Origin of the sequence: Streptomyces sp. NPDC101219 (assembly GCF_044767675.1) — a bacterium.
GTDB lineage: Bacteria > Actinomycetota > Actinomycetes > Streptomycetales > Streptomycetaceae > Streptomyces.
In genome coordinates, this window is record NZ_JBIWOK010000004.1 from 377689 (window position 1) to 393010 (window position 15322).

Annotated in this window: 10 protein-coding genes; 5 read left to right on the forward strand and 5 right to left on the reverse strand. The window is 73.1% G+C overall.

Features of this window, described 5'->3' with window-relative positions; genetic code table 11:
- Position 1 precedes the first annotated feature (1 nt).
- From ACIRPP_RS10360 to ACIRPP_RS10370, 3 genes are all read right to left on the reverse strand, one after another.
- Positions 2-1060 (reverse strand): LacI family DNA-binding transcriptional regulator, encoded by a 1059-nt coding sequence (locus ACIRPP_RS10360; RefSeq protein WP_403639796.1) that lies wholly within the window; start codon positions 1058-1060, stop codon positions 2-4.
- A 134-nt stretch (positions 1061-1194) separates the two neighbouring features.
- Positions 1195-2724 carry a glycoside hydrolase family 43 protein gene (locus tag ACIRPP_RS10365; RefSeq protein WP_403639799.1) on the reverse strand — a complete coding sequence of 510 codons (1530 nt, stop codon included), beginning with the start codon at positions 2722-2724 and terminating at the stop codon, positions 1195-1197.
- Positions 2725-2886: 162 nt separating this feature from the next.
- Entirely contained in the window at positions 2887-4335 is a 1449-nt protein-coding gene (locus ACIRPP_RS10370) for an endo-1,4-beta-xylanase (RefSeq protein WP_403639803.1), read from the reverse strand.
- A 583-nt stretch (positions 4336-4918) separates the two neighbouring features.
- Between ACIRPP_RS10370 and ACIRPP_RS10375 the strand changes: the two genes are divergently transcribed.
- The 4 genes from ACIRPP_RS10375 (at position 4919) to meaB (ending at position 11997) form a co-directional block, all read left to right on the forward strand.
- Positions 4919-6394 carry a non-reducing end alpha-L-arabinofuranosidase family hydrolase gene (locus ACIRPP_RS10375; protein WP_403639806.1) on the forward strand — a complete coding sequence of 492 codons (1476 nt, stop codon included), beginning with the start codon at positions 4919-4921 and terminating at the stop codon, positions 6392-6394.
- A gap of 543 nt (positions 6395-6937) precedes the next feature.
- Positions 6938-8749 (forward strand): methylmalonyl-CoA mutase family protein, encoded by a 1812-nt coding sequence (locus ACIRPP_RS10380; RefSeq protein WP_403639809.1) that lies wholly within the window; start codon positions 6938-6940, stop codon positions 8747-8749.
- Positions 8749-10926, forward strand: coding sequence for a methylmalonyl-CoA mutase (gene scpA, locus ACIRPP_RS10385; protein ID WP_403639812.1), 2178 nt, complete (start codon positions 8749-8751; stop codon positions 10924-10926). The genes ACIRPP_RS10380 and scpA overlap by 1 nt, the downstream gene beginning before the upstream one ends.
- Before the next feature lie 12 nt (positions 10927-10938).
- The gene (meaB, locus tag ACIRPP_RS10390; protein WP_403639815.1) at positions 10939-11997 is read left to right on the forward strand and encodes a methylmalonyl Co-A mutase-associated GTPase MeaB; all 1059 of its coding nucleotides are present in this window, start codon (positions 10939-10941) and stop codon (positions 11995-11997) included.
- Positions 11998-12063: 66 nt separating this feature from the next.
- Here the strand turns inward: meaB and ACIRPP_RS10395 are convergent, their stop codons facing one another.
- Positions 12064-12834 (reverse strand): (2Fe-2S)-binding protein, encoded by a 771-nt coding sequence (locus ACIRPP_RS10395; protein WP_403640101.1) that lies wholly within the window; start codon positions 12832-12834, stop codon positions 12064-12066.
- 193 nt (positions 12835-13027) lie between these two features.
- On the opposite strand from ACIRPP_RS10395, the gene ACIRPP_RS10400 reads away from it, so the two are divergent.
- Entirely contained in the window at positions 13028-14854 is a 1827-nt protein-coding gene (locus ACIRPP_RS10400; RefSeq protein ID WP_403639818.1) for a glycoside hydrolase family 3 protein, read from the forward strand.
- Positions 14855-14860: 6 nt separating this feature from the next.
- Here ACIRPP_RS10400 and ACIRPP_RS10405 read toward each other — a convergent pair whose 3' ends face one another.
- Complete coding sequence (locus ACIRPP_RS10405; protein ID WP_403640104.1) at positions 14861-15199, reverse strand: ATP-binding protein; 339 nt, start codon at positions 15197-15199, stop codon at positions 14861-14863.
- Positions 15200-15322 lie beyond the last annotated feature (123 nt).

A 15322-nucleotide genomic window follows, 5' to 3' on the forward strand; every position in this document is an offset into this window, starting at 1 on the left:
GTCACCGGCGTGGCGCCGTGGTGGCCCGGGCGGGTGCGGTGGAGGCCCGGACGACCAGCTCGGTGGCCAGTTCCATGCGGGCGGGTGACCGGGCGCCGCCGTCCTCGCCGCGGGTCTGCTCGATCAGGAGCTTGACCGCGGCGGCGCCCAGTTCGGTGCTGGGCTGGCGGACGGTCGTCAGGCCGGGGGTGATGTACTGCGCCTCGGGCAGGTCGTCGAAGCCGACGACACTGATGTCCTCGGGGATCCGCAGCCCGCGGGCGGCCAGGGCGTCGTAGATGCCGAGTGCCATGGAGTCCGCGCAGGCGAAGAGCCCGGTGATGCCGGGGTCGGCGTCGAGCAGGGTGTGGGCGGCGGTGGCCGCCTTGGTCCGGTTCCAGCCGCCGTGGGCCACCGACACCGTGGCCGGGCCGGCCGCCGCCGTGTCGGCCGCCGCGCGGAAACCGTCGACGCGGGCGCGGCTGAAGAGGTGGCGGGCGTGGCCGGCGACCACGCCCAGGCGCTCGTGGCCGAGGGACAGCAGGTGCTCGGCGGCCATCCTGCCGCCTTCCCAGTTCGCCACGCCGATGCTCGACACCCCGGACGGGGGTGTGCTCATGGGGTCGATCAGCACCACGGGGACGCCGGCGGCGAACAGGGTGCCGAACTGGTGCGAGGCGGGATCGACGAGCGTCCCGATCACGCCGAGGGCGCGTCGGCGCAGGACCCGCGACACCCAGTCGCCGTCCGGCTCGGCGAGCGTCAGCACGACGTCAAGGCCGGCTGCGGCCGCTTCCCGGCCGACGCCGGCGATCAGCAGGTTGGCCCAGGACCCCTCGAAGTGGGTGACGACGAGGTCGAGTACGTGGGTCAGGCCGGTCTCGTCCCGCCCGCTCTCGCTCTTGGCCCCGCCCCGGCGGGTGTAGCCGACGGCCCGCACGGCCTCCATGACCCGCGCGCGCGTCTCCGCCGAGACGTCGGTTCCGCCTCGCAGCACCTTGGACACGGTGGGCACGCTCGTACCGGCGGTCTGGGCCACCAGGGACAGTGTGGGGCGCGATCCGGCTGGTCGGGGGGGCATGGGGACAGATTATCCCAAGGCGTGGAAGGGCCCCCGGGGGCCCGGAAGGCGCCTCCGGGCGGGGCCGGACCGGCCGCGGACGGGGCCCTGGGGAGGCGGACCCCGCCCGCGTCCGCACGCCGGGCACGCGCACGTCATCCGGCCGGCGCCGGGACGTACTCGAACCAGTCGAAGGCGACCGTGCCGTCCGTGGCGTACATGCCGATGACCCGGCCGGTGAAGCCGGCGGCGACCTCGGTGGACAGGTAGCGTCCGTCCAGTTCGGCGAGCGGCGGGCCGTCCGGGGTGCCGGGTCCGCCGAGGTGGAAGGCGATGGTGTCGGGGCCCGTGGTCCCGCCGTCGGTGAGTCCGGGCGACGCGGGGACGAGGCCGGTCGTCCGGACCGTGACGGTGAGGGTCAGGGGGCCGGCCGGGGCCGGCCGGCGGGCGACGGTGCTGCGCAGCGGCCCGATCCGGGCGACGACGCGGACCTCGCCATCCCCGGCCTCGATCTCGTAGTGGTGGGCCTCGTCCAGGCGTACGCAGAGGCCGCCGCGGCCGGTGCCCGGGTCGAGCAGGGCGGTGACGCGGCAGTCGTGGTGCTGCTGGCGGCGGCCCACGAAGGTGTGGCCGGGGCTGTCAAGGGTGGGACCGGTCGCGTGGAGGACCAGATGGCCCGGGCGCTCGGCGAGGGACCAGGAGCCCTCGGGGCGGGCGAACGGCGAGATCCAGTGCGGGGCGAGAGCCGCCCCGTCGAAGTCGTCGCGGGCGGGCGGGGCGGGAACGGGATGCCAGGCACCGCCCGGCGCCGGGTGCCGTTCGGGGACGGGCGCGACGACGGGCCAGCCGTCCTCGTCCCACTCCACGGGGGTCAGGAACGTCTCGCGGCCGAGCACGTGCACGTCGGGGGTGAAGCCGCGGGGGCGGACGCCGAGCAGCACCATCCACCAGCTGCCGTCGGTGGCCTGCACCAGGTCGGCGTGGCCGGTGTTCTGGACGGGGTGGGCGCTGCCGCTGTGGGACAGCAGGGGGTTGCCGGGTGCGCCCTCCCAGGGGCCGCGCGGTGAGCGGCTGCGGGCCACGGACACGCTGTGGCCGCGTTCCGTGCCGCCCTCCGCGATGAGCAGGTACCACCAGTCGCCGATGCGGTACAGGTGCGGTGCCTCGGGGAACTTCAGGCCGGTGCCGGACCAGGTGGCGAAGGGCCCCTCCAGCACCTCTCCCCCGGCGGGGTCGATCCTGGCGATGTTGATGCCCCCGGCCGGGCCGGAGAAGGCGCACCAGCAGGTGCCGTCCTCCTCCCACGCGAGGTCGGGGTCGATGCCGGGCAGGCCGATCCACACCGGGTCGCTCCAGGGCCCCTCGGGCCGCTCGGCCGTGACGACGAAGGTGCCGCCGCCGTCGATGTTGGTGGTGATGACCCAGTAACGGCCGTCGTGGTGACGGATCGTGGGGGCGTAGAGCCCGCCGGACGCCTTGGCGCCGGGGAGGGGCAGCGGCAGTTGCGCGGGGCGGTCCAGCACGTTGCCGATCTGCTCCCAGTGCACCAGGTCCCTGCTGTGGAACAGCGGCAGTCCGGGGACGTACTCGAAGCTGGAGCACACCAGGTAGTAGTCGTCGCCGACCCGGCACACGCTCGGATCGGGGTGGAACCCGCTGATCACCGGGTTGTCGTACAGGTGCACGGGACGTGTTCCCTTCGGGGTGCCGGGCAGCGCCCGCTGCGGCACGACGGACGGCCGGCGAGGACGGCCGGCGAGGACCGCCGGCGAGGACCGCCGGTGAGGACCGCCGCCTGGACGGCGGCGGCCCTCGCGCTCAGCGGTGCTGTCCTCGCGCGGGACGTGTCAGGCGCGGGTCCAGCGCTGGTTGTTGCCGTTGGAGCAGGAGTAGATCTGGATCTGGGTGCCGTTGGCGGTGCCGGCGCCCACGGCGTCCAGGCACTTGCCGGACTGGACGCCGACGATGGAACCGTCGGAGTTCAGGCGCCACTTCTGGTTGTCGCCGCCCCAGCAGCTGTAGATCTGGACCTTGGCGCCGTTGCCGGTGCCGGCGGCGTCCAGGCACTTGTCGCCGTAGACCCTGAGCTCACCGGAACCGGTCAGCGTCCACTGCTGGTTGGTGCGGTTGTTGCAGTCGTAGAGCTGGACCTGCGTGCCGTCGGCGGTGCTCGCGTTGGGCACGTCCAGGCAGCGGCCCGAGGCCACGCCCTTGATTGCGGTGCCGTCACCGGGCTCCGGGTCCGGGTCCGGGTTGCCGCCGTCGGCGGCGTTGAGGGCGTTCAGCACGGCGCTGTACGCCTGCTTCTTGCTGCCGTCGTTGTTGAACAGCAGCGGCGTGTGCTCCGAACGCCAGGAGTCGCTGTCGCGGACGCCCCAGACGGTGACGCCGAGGCAGCGGGAGACGGCCAGGCAGTCGTTGACCACGGCGGCGTAGGTGTTCGGCGAGGCGCCCTGGATGTCGAGCTCGGTGACGGCCACGTCGACACCGAGGGCGGCGAACTCCCGCAGGGTGGTGCGGAAGTTGCTGTTGTAGGGGCTGCCGCTGTTGAAGTGCGACTGGAAGCCGACGCAGTCGATCGGCACGCCGCGCTGCTTGAAGTCCCGCACCATGCGGTACATGGCCTGGGTCTTGGCCCAGGTCCAGTCCTCGACGTTGTAGTCGTTGTAGCAGAGCTTGGCCGACGGGTCGGCAGCCCGCGCGGTGCGGAAGGCGACCTCGATCCAGTCGCTGCCGGTGCGCTCCAGGTTGGAGTCGCGCCGGGCACCCGAACTGCCGTCGGCGTACGCCTCGTTCACCACGTCCCACTGCGTGATCTTGCCCTTGTAGTGGGCCATCACGCCGTTGATGTGGTCGATCATCGCCTGGCGCAGCGCGCCGCCGCTGAGGTTCTGCATCCAGCCGGGCTGCTGGGAGTGCCAGGCCAGCGTGTGACCGCGCACCTCCTTGCCGTTCTGCACCGCCCAGTTGTAGACGCGGTCGGCGTTGGTGAAGTTGAACTGGCCCCGCTGCGGCTGGGTGGCGTCGATCTTCATCTCGTTCTCGGCCGTCACCGAGTTGAACTCACGGTTGGCGATCGAGGCGTACGTGGAGTCGCTCAGCCTGTTCGCGGCGATGGCGACGCCGAAGTAGCGGCCGCTCTGTGCCGCCGCGGCACCGAGGGTGCTTTCGGCGGCCTGAGCGGGCGACGGCGCGACGAGCGCGCCGGCCAGGCCGACGGAGCCGGCGACCAGCGCCAGCATCGCCGCGCGGAGTTTCTGCCGTACGGGGGGTCTGGCAAGGGCAGAGGAGCCCATGGCTGTGCCTCCAGGGGTAGGGGATGACGGGATCACCGGACGTCGCGGTCATGGGGCCCGGGGGAAGAAGTCGACCGGCACGGACGGGCCCGGTCGGCCGCCGAGGTGCACCGGGCGGCGGCGGTCCATCGGCCGTGCGGGCTGTTGCACGGCTGTGGTGCGGCTCGGGCTGCGCAGGGGCCTGCCCAGGGCAGGCCCGTTCGAGATTTCCGTACACGGTCGGTGTACCAGACAGGATCATTGAGTGATTGACAGTGCCTCGTCAACCCTTCGGCCTCATCAATTTCCGACTCCGACCCGAAACTTTCGAACAGACGCCCACGGAACCACGCTCACGGGAGCGGAGTGCCGCTCAGCTCACCACCTGCCAGTTTCCGGTCGACTCCGCGGACGGATCCGCCAGGCGGGAGGGACTGTTTGCGGTCAGGTCGGCCGCAGACCTTGACCGCGGAGCGTCGGCTTCCTAGCTTGTGGCGTCACACAACCGGGATCACTTTCGAAACATTCGACATCCGCCCCGCCCCGGAGCGGCTGCCGCTCCGCGGTTCGCCGGCCCCCCACCCCGCCCCAAGGAGGCCCCTCGATGTGGTCACGCCCCCTGTCCCCGGTCCGTCCCAGACGCTTACTCGGTGTCCTCGCTCCACTGCTCCTGCTGGCCACGTTCCTCGGCGCCCAGCCCGCCGAGGCGGCGACCGTCGACACGAGCGCCACCTACGTGCTGGTGAACCGCAACAGCGGCAAGGCCCTGGACGTGTACAACCGGGCGACCGGCGACGGTGCCCGCATCACCCAGTGGACGCGGAACGACCAGGCCCAGCAGCAGTGGCAGTTCGTCGATTCCGGTGACGGCTACTACCGCCTCAGGTCCCGCCACTCGGGCAAGGTGCTGGACGTCCACAACTGGTCCACCGCCAACGGCGGTTCGATCGTCCAGTGGTCCGACCTGAACGGCACCAACCAGCAGTGGCGGCTGGCCGACAGCGCGGACGGCCACGTCCGGCTCATCTCGCGCCACAGCGGCAAGGCCCTCGAAGTGCAGGGCGGGTCCACCGCCGACAACGCGAACATCGTCCAGTACGACGACTGGGGCGGGACCAACCAGCAGTGGCGGCTCGTCGAGGTCGGCGCCGGCGATCCCGGCACACCCGGCACGTGCGAGCTGCCGTCGAGCTACAGCTGGACGTCGACGGGCGCACTGGCGCAGCCCCGGCAGGGCTGGGTCTCGCTCAAGGACTTCACCGTCGCCCCCTACAACGGCCGGCAACTCGTCTACGCGACCACCCACGACACCGGGACGCGGTGGGGGTCGATGAACTTCGACCTGTTCACCGACTGGCCGGAGATGGCCTCGGCCGGCCAGAACGCGATGTCGGCGTCGACCGTGGCGCCCTCGCTGTTCTACTTCGCGCCGAAGGACATCTGGGTGCTCGCCTACCAGTGGGGCCGCACCGCCTTCTCCTACCGGACGTCGAGCGACCCCACCGACCCGAACGGCTGGTCGCCGGAGCAGGTGCTCTTCTCCGGGAGCATCCCCGACTCCGGAACGGGACCCATCGACCAGGCGCTCATCGGTGACGGCACGAACATGTACCTGTTCTTCGCCGGCGACAACGGCCGGATCTACCGGGCGAGCATGCCGATCGGGAACTTCCCGGGCAGCTTCGGCTCGACCTCGACGGTGGTCATGAGCGACACGACGAACAACCTGTTCGAAGCCCCGCAGGTCTACAAGCTGGAGGGCCAGAACCGCTACCTCATGATCGTCGAGGCGATCGGCTCGCAGGGCCGCTACTTCCGCTCGTTCACCGCCACGAGTCTGAACGGCTCCTGGACGCCGCAGGCCGCGACCGAGAGCAATCCCTTCGCCGGCAAGGCCAACAGCGGCGCCACCTGGACCAACGACATCAGTCACGGCGAACTGCTCCGCACCAACCCCGATCAGACCATGACCGTCGACCCCTGCCGGCTGCAGCTGCTGTACCAGGGTCGCAGCCCCGCCTCCGGCGGCGACTACGGCCTGCTGCCCTACCGTCCGGGCCTGCTGACCCTGCGGCGCTGACGGTACGACGGGGCCGACAGCCGGCCGGCAGCCAGGGGGAGCCGGTGCGGCGGGTCCGGCGGGTGGGCCGGACCCGCCACACCACCGGCCCCCGGCCGTGCGGGCGGGGGCCGGCAAGGCCCAGGGGGCGGAGAGCCGGTGAGCCGGAGAGCCGGTGAGCCGGAGAGCCGGAGAGCCGGAGAGCCGGAGAGCCGGAGAGCCGGGCAGGCAAGCCCCGGGGACCGAGGGATAGCAAGCCCCGCGGGGGAGCCTGTGAGCCGCGGGCCGAACGGTGGAGGCGGACGAGGGCCCCGGCCTCATCCGGGCGGCAGGCGGCGCCGCCCGGTCCGTCGAGCCGTGACGAAGGAGCGGACGACCGATGGACCGATGGACGGACGGTCAGTGACTGCCCCCGGCGCGGCGTTGCCGACGCCCCTGTCGGTACGCAGGTGGGGCCGCGGACGGCCCGTGATCGCCGGAGCGGTTCGCGTCACACCCGCGGGGAGAACAAGGTCACAACGTTCCCTCTGCTGCTCGCCTGTCGGCCTGCCCTAACATCCGAGCATGACGCTCCTGCCTGACGACGGACTCGGCCTGGCCGCCGAGTTCCCCGACGCGACCCACGAGCAGTGGCAGCACCTGGTGGCCGGTGTGCTGCGCAGGTCGGGCCGGGAGACGCCGGACGACGAGGCGGAGGACGCCCTGTCCACGCTGCTGGAGGACGGCCTGCGGGTGCGTCCCCTGTACACCCGGCGTGATGCCGCCCCCGACCCGGGACTGCCCGGCTTCCCGCCCTTCGTGCGGGGCGGGCGGGCCGAGGGGAGCCGGGTGGGCGGCTGGGACGTGCGGCAGCGCCACACGGTGGCCGATCCGGCGTCGGTGCTCGCCGACCTGGAGAACGGGGTCACCTCCCTGTGGCTGGCCGTCGGCGAGCCCTCCGGCCTCCCGCTCGGCGCGCTCGGTCACGCCCTCGACGGTGTCCTCCTCGACCTGGCCCCCGTCGTGCTGGAGGCGGGCTCAGCGTTCGAGCCGGCCGCGCGGGAGCTGCTGGCGCTGTACGAGGAACGGGGCGTCGCCGCGGACGCCGTGCGCGGCAACCTGGGGGCCGATCCCCTGGGCCACGAGGCCCGCACCGGCAGCGCCTTCGACACCGCGCCCGTGACGGAGCTGGCCCGGCTGTGTGCCGAACGCCACCCGGGTCTGCGCGTGCTGGCCGTGGACGCGCTGCCCTACCACGAGGCCGGCGGGTCCGCGGCGCAGGAACTGGGCTGCTCGCTGGCGACGGGGGTGGCCTATGTGCGCGACCTCACCGCGGCCGGGCTGAGCACGGCGCAGGCACTGGCGCAGCTGGAGTTCCGGTACGCCGCCACCGCCGACCAGTTCCTGACCGTCGCCAAGCTGCGTGCCGCACGCCGGCTGTGGGCGCGGGTGGCCGAGGTCTGCGGAGAGCCGCGGGCGGGCGGGCAGCTCCAGCACGCGGTGACCTCCTCGGTGATGATGACGCGCCGCGACCCGTGGGTGAACATGCTGCGCACCACCGTCGCCACCCTGGCCGCCGGGGTGGGGGGTGCGGACTCCGTGACGGTGCTGCCCTTCGACCACGCGCTGGGTCTGCCGGACGCGTTCGCCCGCCGGATCGCCCGCAACACCTCCACGATCCTCATCGAGGAGGCGCACCTGTCGAAGGTGATCGACCCGGCGGGCGGATCCTGGTACGTGGAACGGCTCACCGACGAACTCGCCCACGCCGCCTGGGAGTTCTTCCAGGACATCGAGAAGGCGGGCGGGCAGGCGGCCGCGCTGCGCTCCGGGACGGTCGGCGGACGGCTCGCCGAGACCTGGGCGGTGCGCAGCGCGAAGCTGGCGAAGCGGCGGGAACCGGTCACCGGGGTCAGCGAGTTCCCGCACCTGGCCGAGAAGCCGGTCGTCCGCGCGTCCGTGCCCGAACCGCCGGGCGGGGGCCTGCCGCGGGTGCGGCGGGACGAGGCGTTCGAGGCGCTGCGGGCCCGCTCCGACGCCCACCTGGCCGCCACCGGCGCCCGGCCGCGCATCCATCTGACCGCCCTGGGTCCGGCCGCCGCGCACACCGCCCGGCTCACCTTCGCCGCCAACCTCTTCCAGGCCGGCGGCATCGAGCCCGTTACCGAGGGCGGCTTCGCGGACAGCGGGGCGCGGGAGGTGTGCCTGTGCTCCAGCGACGCGCTGTACGAGGAGCAGGCCGCGACCGCGGCCGCCGCGCTGCGTGAGGCGGGCGCCGAACACGTGTTCCTCGCGGGCCGTCCGGGAGCGTACCCGGGCGTCGACAGCTACGTCTTCGCCGGCTGTGACGCCGTCGCCGTGCTCTCCGCAGCCCTCGACCGCATGGGAGTGTCCTGATGTCCATCCCCGACTTCTCGACGATCGGGCTGGGGACGCCGTCCGCCGGCGCCGGCCCCGACGAGTGGCGCGCGGCGGTGAAGAAGGCCGCCGACGGCGACGACCTGCTCTGGGAGACCCCGGAGGGGATCGACGTCAAGCCCCTGTACACCGGGCAGGACCTGGAGGGCCTGGACTTCCTGGACACCTTCCCCGGCGTCGCTCCGTACCTGCGGGGCCCGTACCCGACGATGTACGTCAACCAGCCGTGGACGATCCGCCAGTACGCGGGCTTCTCCACGGCCGAGGAGTCCAACGCCTTCTACCGCCGCAATCTGGCCGCGGGGCAGAAGGGGCTGTCGGTCGCCTTCGACCTGCCCACGCACCGGGGCTACGACAGCGACCACCCGCGGGTGACCGGTGACGTCGGCATGGCGGGTGTGGCGATCGACTCGATCTACGACATGCGCCAGTTGTTCGACGGCATCCCGCTGGACCGCATGACGGTGTCGATGACGATGAACGGCGCCGTGCTGCCGGTGCTGGCGCTCTACATCGTGGCGGCGGAGGAGCAGGGCGTACCGCCCGAGAAGCTGGCCGGGACCATCCAGAACGACATCCTCAAGGAGTTCATGGTCCGCAACACCTACATCTATCCGCCGAAGCCGTCGATGCGGATCATCTCCGACATCTTCGCGTACACCTCGCAGCGGATGCCGCGCTACAACTCCATCTCCATCTCCGGCTACCACATCCAGGAGGCGGGTGCGACGGCCGATCTGGAACTGGCGTACACGCTCGCCGACGGGGTGGAGTACATCCGGGCGGGGCGGGAGGCCGGCCTGGACGTGGACGCGTTCGCGCCGCGGCTGTCGTTCTTCTGGGCGATCGGCATGAACTTCTTCATGGAGATCGCCAAGTTGCGGGCGGCCCGCCTGCTGTGGGCCAAGCTGGTGCGGCAGTTCGACCCGCAGAACGCCAAGTCGCTGTCGCTGCGCACCCATTCGCAGACCTCCGGCTGGTCGCTGACCGCGCAGGACGTGTTCAACAACGTCACCCGCACCTGTGTGGAGGCGATGGCCGCCACCCAGGGCCACACCCAGTCGCTGCACACCAACGCCCTCGACGAGGCGCTCGCCCTGCCCACCGACTTCTCCGCCCGCATCGCCCGCAACACGCAGCTGCTGCTCCAGCAGGAGTCCGGGACGACCCGGGTGATCGACCCGTGGGGCGGCAGTGCCTACGTGGAGCGGCTGACGTACGACCTCGCGCGCCGCGCCTGGCGGCACATAGAGGAGGTGGAGCAGGCCGGCGGCATGGCGCAGGCCATCGACGCGGGCATCCCCAAGCTGCGGGTGGAGGAGGCCGCCGCCCGCACCCAGGCCCGGATCGACTCGGGGCGGCAGCCGGTGGTCGGGGTGAACAAGTACCGGGTGGAGACGGACGAGCAGATCGACGTGCTCAAGGTCGACAACTCCTCGGTGCGCGCCCAGCAGATCGCCAAGCTGCGGCGGCTGCGCGAGGAACGGGACGAGACCGCCTGCCGCGACGCGCTGGACGCCCTGACCCGGGCGGCCGGCGGCGAGGGCAACCTGCTGGAGCTGGCGGTGCGGGCGGCCCGGGCGAAGGCGACGGTCGGTGAGATCAGCGACGCCCTGGAGAAGGTGTACGGGCGGCACGCCGGGCAGATCCGTACGATCTCCGGTGTGTACCGCAACGAGACGGGCGAGTCGCCTGCCGTGGAACGCACCCGGACGGTGGTGGACGCCTTCGCCGACGCCGAGGGGCGCCGGCCGCGCATCCTGGTCGCCAAGATGGGCCAGGACGGCCACGACCGGGGCCAGAAGGTGATCGCGACGGCCTTCGCCGACCTCGGTTTCGACGTGGACGTCGGCCCGCTGTTCCAGACGCCGGGCGAGGTCGCCCGGCAGGCCGTGGAGGCGGACGTGCACATCGTGGGCGTGTCGTCGCTGGCCGCGGGGCACCTCACCCTCGTCCCGGCGCTGCGCGAGGCGCTCGCCGAGGAGGGCCGGGAGGACATCATGGTCGTCGTCGGCGGGGTGATCCCGCCGCAGGACGTGCCCGTCCTGCTGGAGATGGGCGCGGCGGCCGTGTTCCCGCCCGGCACGGTCATCCCGGACGCGGCCCGTGACCTGGTGGAGCGGCTGGCGGGTGCCCTCGGGCACGACGAGCTGTGAGCCGGTGACGTGATGGCCCTCGATCTGGACGCGTACGTCAAGGGTGTCCTCGACGGCAGGCGCGCGGTCGTCGCCCGTGCGATCACCCTCGTCGAGTCCACCCGGCCCCGGCACCGTGCGCTCGCCCAGCGGCTGCTGACGGAGCTGCTGCCGCACAGCGGGCGGGCGCGGCGGATCGGCATCAGTGGGGTGCCGGGCGTGGGCAAGTCGACGTTCACCGACGCCTTCGGCACGATGCTGACGGGGCTCGGACACCGGGTGGCGGTCCTGGCCGTCGACCCGTCGTCGACCCGCACCGGCGGGTCGATCCTGGGCGACAAGACCCGGATGGAGCGGCTGGCCGTCGACCCGGCGGCGTTCGTCCGCCCCTCCCCCACGGCCGGTACGCTCGGCGGTGTCGCGAAGGCGACCCGCGAGTCCATCGTGGTGATGGAGGCGGCCGGTTACGACGTCGTGCTGGTGGAGACGGTCGGGGTCGGCCAGTCCGAGACGGCGGTCGCCGACATGGTGGACTCCTTCCTGCTGCTCACCCTGGCCCGCACCGGCGACCAGTTGCAGGGCATCAAGAAGGGCGTGCTGGAGCTGGCCGACGTCATCGCGGTCAACAAGGCCGACGGCCCGCACGAGCGGGACGCCCGCGCGGCGGCGCGTGAACTGGCCGGGGCGCTGCGGCTGATGCACGGCAAGGACGCCTTCTGGACGCCTCCGGTGCTCAGTTGCAGCGCGCGCGAGTCGACCGGGCTCGACGCGGTCTGGGAACGGCTGGAGCAGCACCGGGCGTTGCTGGACTCCACGGGCCGGCTCGCCGCCAAGCGGCGGACCCAGCAGGTCGACTGGCTGTGGGCGATGGTCCGGGACGAACTTTTGGACCGGCTGCACGCCGACCCGGCGGTGCGCTCCCTCGCTCCCGGGCTCGAACAGCAGGTGCGGGACGGCGGGTTGACGGCGACCCTGGCCGCCGAACGCATCCTGGACGCCTTCACGGGCGGCGCGTCCTCCGCCGGACCGCCGGGCCCTGAGGCCGCCCCGGCCACACCGGCCACACCGGCCGCCCCGCCCGCTGCCGAGTGACCGGACGGGGCTCCGGCGTCGGCGCGTGAGCACTGCCGTGCGGTGCGACGGTCGTCGGCCGGCCGCTCAGCGTACGGACGTGTCGCGGCGCGCGGCTCGCCGGGGCGGGCGGTCGGCCAGCCCGCAGTCACCGCACTTCGAGCCGTTCGGCGCGCGGTAGTAGAGGCAGCAGCTCACGCGGCGGAACGCCAGGTCGGGGCCGGTGAGGACGCCGGTGCCCGCCAGGCGCCCGGTGTTCAGCAGTTCGGTCGTGAGAGCGGTGAGCGGTCCGCGTACGGCGGGCCGCAGGGCGAGCAGGGCGTGGGCCGCTCCGGCGAGCGCGGACGCCGAGTTGCCGTCCAGCAGGCGTGGGGCGACCTTGACGCGCAGTCCGTCGGCCAAGGCCGACAGGTGGCCGGTCACCTGCTCGTACAGGGCGCGGGCGGGGCCGCCGTCGAGCCGGTCGGCGTACCGGCCGGCGGGCCGTGGCAGCCGCAGGGCGGGGCCGTCGTCGGCCCGCTGGAGCCCTTCCAGGTCGAGGACGATGCCGTGCAGGACGGCACAGGCCAGGACGGGTGACCAGAGGCGGGCGGCGTGACCGAGCTGGGCGATGGAGACGTCGACGCGCGGCTCGGCGGTGCGGTGGAGGCGGGCGACCGCCGCGGCGAGGTCGGTGAAACCCGCCGCGTAGGAGCGGGCGACCGGATGCCAGCCGTCGTCCGGGCCGCCGGCCCGCAGATCGAAGAACCCGCCGAGGCCGGCCACGTCGTCCAGGGCCGCGGTGACGGACGCGGCCGGGGCACGGGCATCCTGCACGGCTGGGTCCTCCCTCTGCACTCCTGCGACGGTTCCCTGCATCATCCCATCCCGGGTTCTGCGCGCCGCCGGCCTGCCGGGGGCCGTGTAGCGGGCTGCGCCGGGCGGCAGCGGTCCCTGTTTTGTCTAGACCTCTTGCCCCGCCCAGGATCCGCGGGCTACGTTGCGCGCTGTTCGGCTCCCTCGTGATTCCCGCAACTCCCCTGACCGGCAAGGCTGGAAGGAGCATGCCCGCATGCAGGACCGAAGCCCGTCCAGACGAACCGTGATCGCCTCCGCGGCCGTGGTCGCCGCGAGTGCCACGGGTGTCGTGGGCGCGACGGCCACCCCCGCGGCCGCCCACCGGCGCGACCGGCGCCTGAAGAAGATCCTCTCCGGGATGAGCACCGAGGCGAAGGTCGGCCAGCTGTTCGTGCCGTACTTCTACGGCTCGTCGGCGACCTCCCCCAGCCAGTTCGACCAGGAATGCAACCTCAGTGAACTGGGCGTCCGCACCGTGGCCGAGCTCATCGCCAAGTACCACCTCGGCGGGGTCATCTACTTCCAGGGCTGGACGAACAACATCCACGACCCCCGGCAGATCGCGGACCTGACGAACGGTATCCAGCGGGCCTCCCTCGCCCTGCCCACCCCCGTCCCGTCGCTGATCTCCATCGACCAGGAGCACGGGGCCAACGTCCGTATCGGCAGCGGCGCCACCCAGCTGCCGGGGGCGATGGCGCTCGGTGCGGGCCGTTCGCTGTCCGACGCGCGCACCGCCGGGCGCATCTCCGGCACCGAACTCGCCGCCCTGGGCATCCACCAGAACTTCGCCCCGGTCGCCGACGTCAACGTCAACCCGGCCAACCCCATCATCAACATCCGCTCCTTCGGTGCCGATCCCCGCGAGGTCGGCCGCATGGTGGCCGCCCAGGTGACGGGCTACCAGCAAGCCGGCGTGGTGGCCTGCGCCAAGCACTTCCCCGGCCACGGCGACACCGGGCAGGACAGCCACACCGAGCTGCCCGTCATCACCCACACCCGCGAGGAGTGGGAACGCATCGACGCCCCGCCCTTCCGGGCCGCCATCGCCGCCGGCGTCGACTCGATCATGACCGCGCACCTCCAGGTGCCCGCGCTCGACCCCAGCAACGACCCGGCCACCCTGTCCCCCACGATCCTTCAGGGCGTGCTGCGCGGCGAACTCGGCTTCGACGGCGTGATCGTCACCGACGCCCTCAACATGCAGGGGGTGCGCACCAAGTACGGCGACGACCGCGTGCCCGTCCTCGCCCTCAAGGCCGGCGCCGACCAGCTGCTGTTCCCGCCGGACATCGACGTCGCCTACCACGGCGTCCTGTCCGCCGTCCGCAGCGGGGAGATCACCGAGGACCGGCTGAACGAGTCCGTCCTGCGCGTCCTGCGGGTGAAGGACAAGGCCGGTCTGCTCAGCGGCAGCCCCTACGTGTCGCGCAGAGAGGTCGACCGGGTGGTCGGCGCCCGCGCCCACCGCCTCGCCGCCGCCCGGATCGCCGAGCGCACCACCACCCTGCTGGTCAACCGGGGCAGGACGCTGCCGCTGCGGCGCCGGCACCGCAAGCTGCTCGTGGTCGGCGCCAGCCCGGCCTTCCCCACCGACGGCACCCGCACGACCGTGCCGGAACTGGCCAGGGCGTTCGACGAACTGGGCTACAGCACCACCCACCTCGCCACCGGCCGTACCCCCGACGCGGCGAGGATCGACGAGGCGGTGTCCGCCGCGCGGGGCCGGGACGCGGTGATCGTCACCACCGACAACGTCGGCGCGACCAGCACCCAGCGCACCCTGGTGACCCGGCTGCTCGCGACGGGCGTGCCCGTCGTCCACCTCGCCGTGCGCAACCCCTACGACATCGCCCACCTCGGCGACGTCCCCGCCTCCCTGGCCTCCTACTGCTGGACCGAGGTCGAACTGCGCGCCGCCGCCCGGGTGATCGCCGGCCGCGTCGGCCCGCGCGGCCGGCTGCCCGTGCCCGTCCCCCGGGCCGACGACCCGGAACGGATCCTCTTCCGCTCCGGGCACGGCCTGTCGTACGACGACTGACGCCGGTCAGCCCTCACGCCGGGCGCATTCGGCCCACACCGTCTTGCCGCCCGGCGGGCGTGGCTCGCAGCCCCACGCGTCCGCGAGGGCGGCGACCAGGAGCAGGCCCCGCCCCGACTCGCCGTCGGCACCCGCGGACGACACGGGCACGGGCCGGCGTTCGCCCCGCGCGTCCGTGACCTCGATGCGCAGGGTGGTGGCCGTCAGGGTCAGGGCGAGGCGTGCGTGGCGGCCCCTCACCCGGCCGTGCAGGGCGGCGTTCGCCGTCAGTTCGGCGACGAGGAGGCGGGCCGTGGCCGTGCATTCGTCGTCGTCGGCCTCCGGCCCGCCCCGCCGGTCCGTCAGCCACCGCTCGGCGGCGGGGGGGGGCGGGGGGGGGCCCCCCCCCCGGGGGGGGGCCCCGGGGGGGGGGGGGGGGGGGCCCCCCCCCGGGGGTGCAGGTGGGGTGGCCGTGTGAGTGGTTTATTA

Coding starts and splice junctions, on each gene's coding strand:
- ACIRPP_RS10360 (WP_403639796.1), bottom strand. CDS start 1,060: ATGCCCCCCCGACCAGCCGGATCGCGCCCCACACTGTCCCTGGTGGCC.
- ACIRPP_RS10370 (WP_403639803.1), bottom strand. CDS start 4,335: ATGGGCTCCTCTGCCCTTGCCAGACCCCCCGTACGGCAGAAACTCCGC.
- ACIRPP_RS10375 (WP_403639806.1), top strand. CDS start 4,919: ATGTGGTCACGCCCCCTGTCCCCGGTCCGTCCCAGACGCTTACTCGGT.
- ACIRPP_RS10380 (WP_403639809.1), top strand. CDS start 6,938: ATGACGCTCCTGCCTGACGACGGACTCGGCCTGGCCGCCGAGTTCCCC.
- scpA (WP_403639812.1), top strand. CDS start 8,749: ATGTCCATCCCCGACTTCTCGACGATCGGGCTGGGGACGCCGTCCGCC.
- meaB (WP_403639815.1), top strand. CDS start 10,939: ATGGCCCTCGATCTGGACGCGTACGTCAAGGGTGTCCTCGACGGCAGG.
- ACIRPP_RS10395 (WP_403640101.1), bottom strand. CDS start 12,834: ATGCAGGGAACCGTCGCAGGAGTGCAGAGGGAGGACCCAGCCGTGCAG.
- ACIRPP_RS10400 (WP_403639818.1), top strand. CDS start 13,028: ATGCAGGACCGAAGCCCGTCCAGACGAACCGTGATCGCCTCCGCGGCC.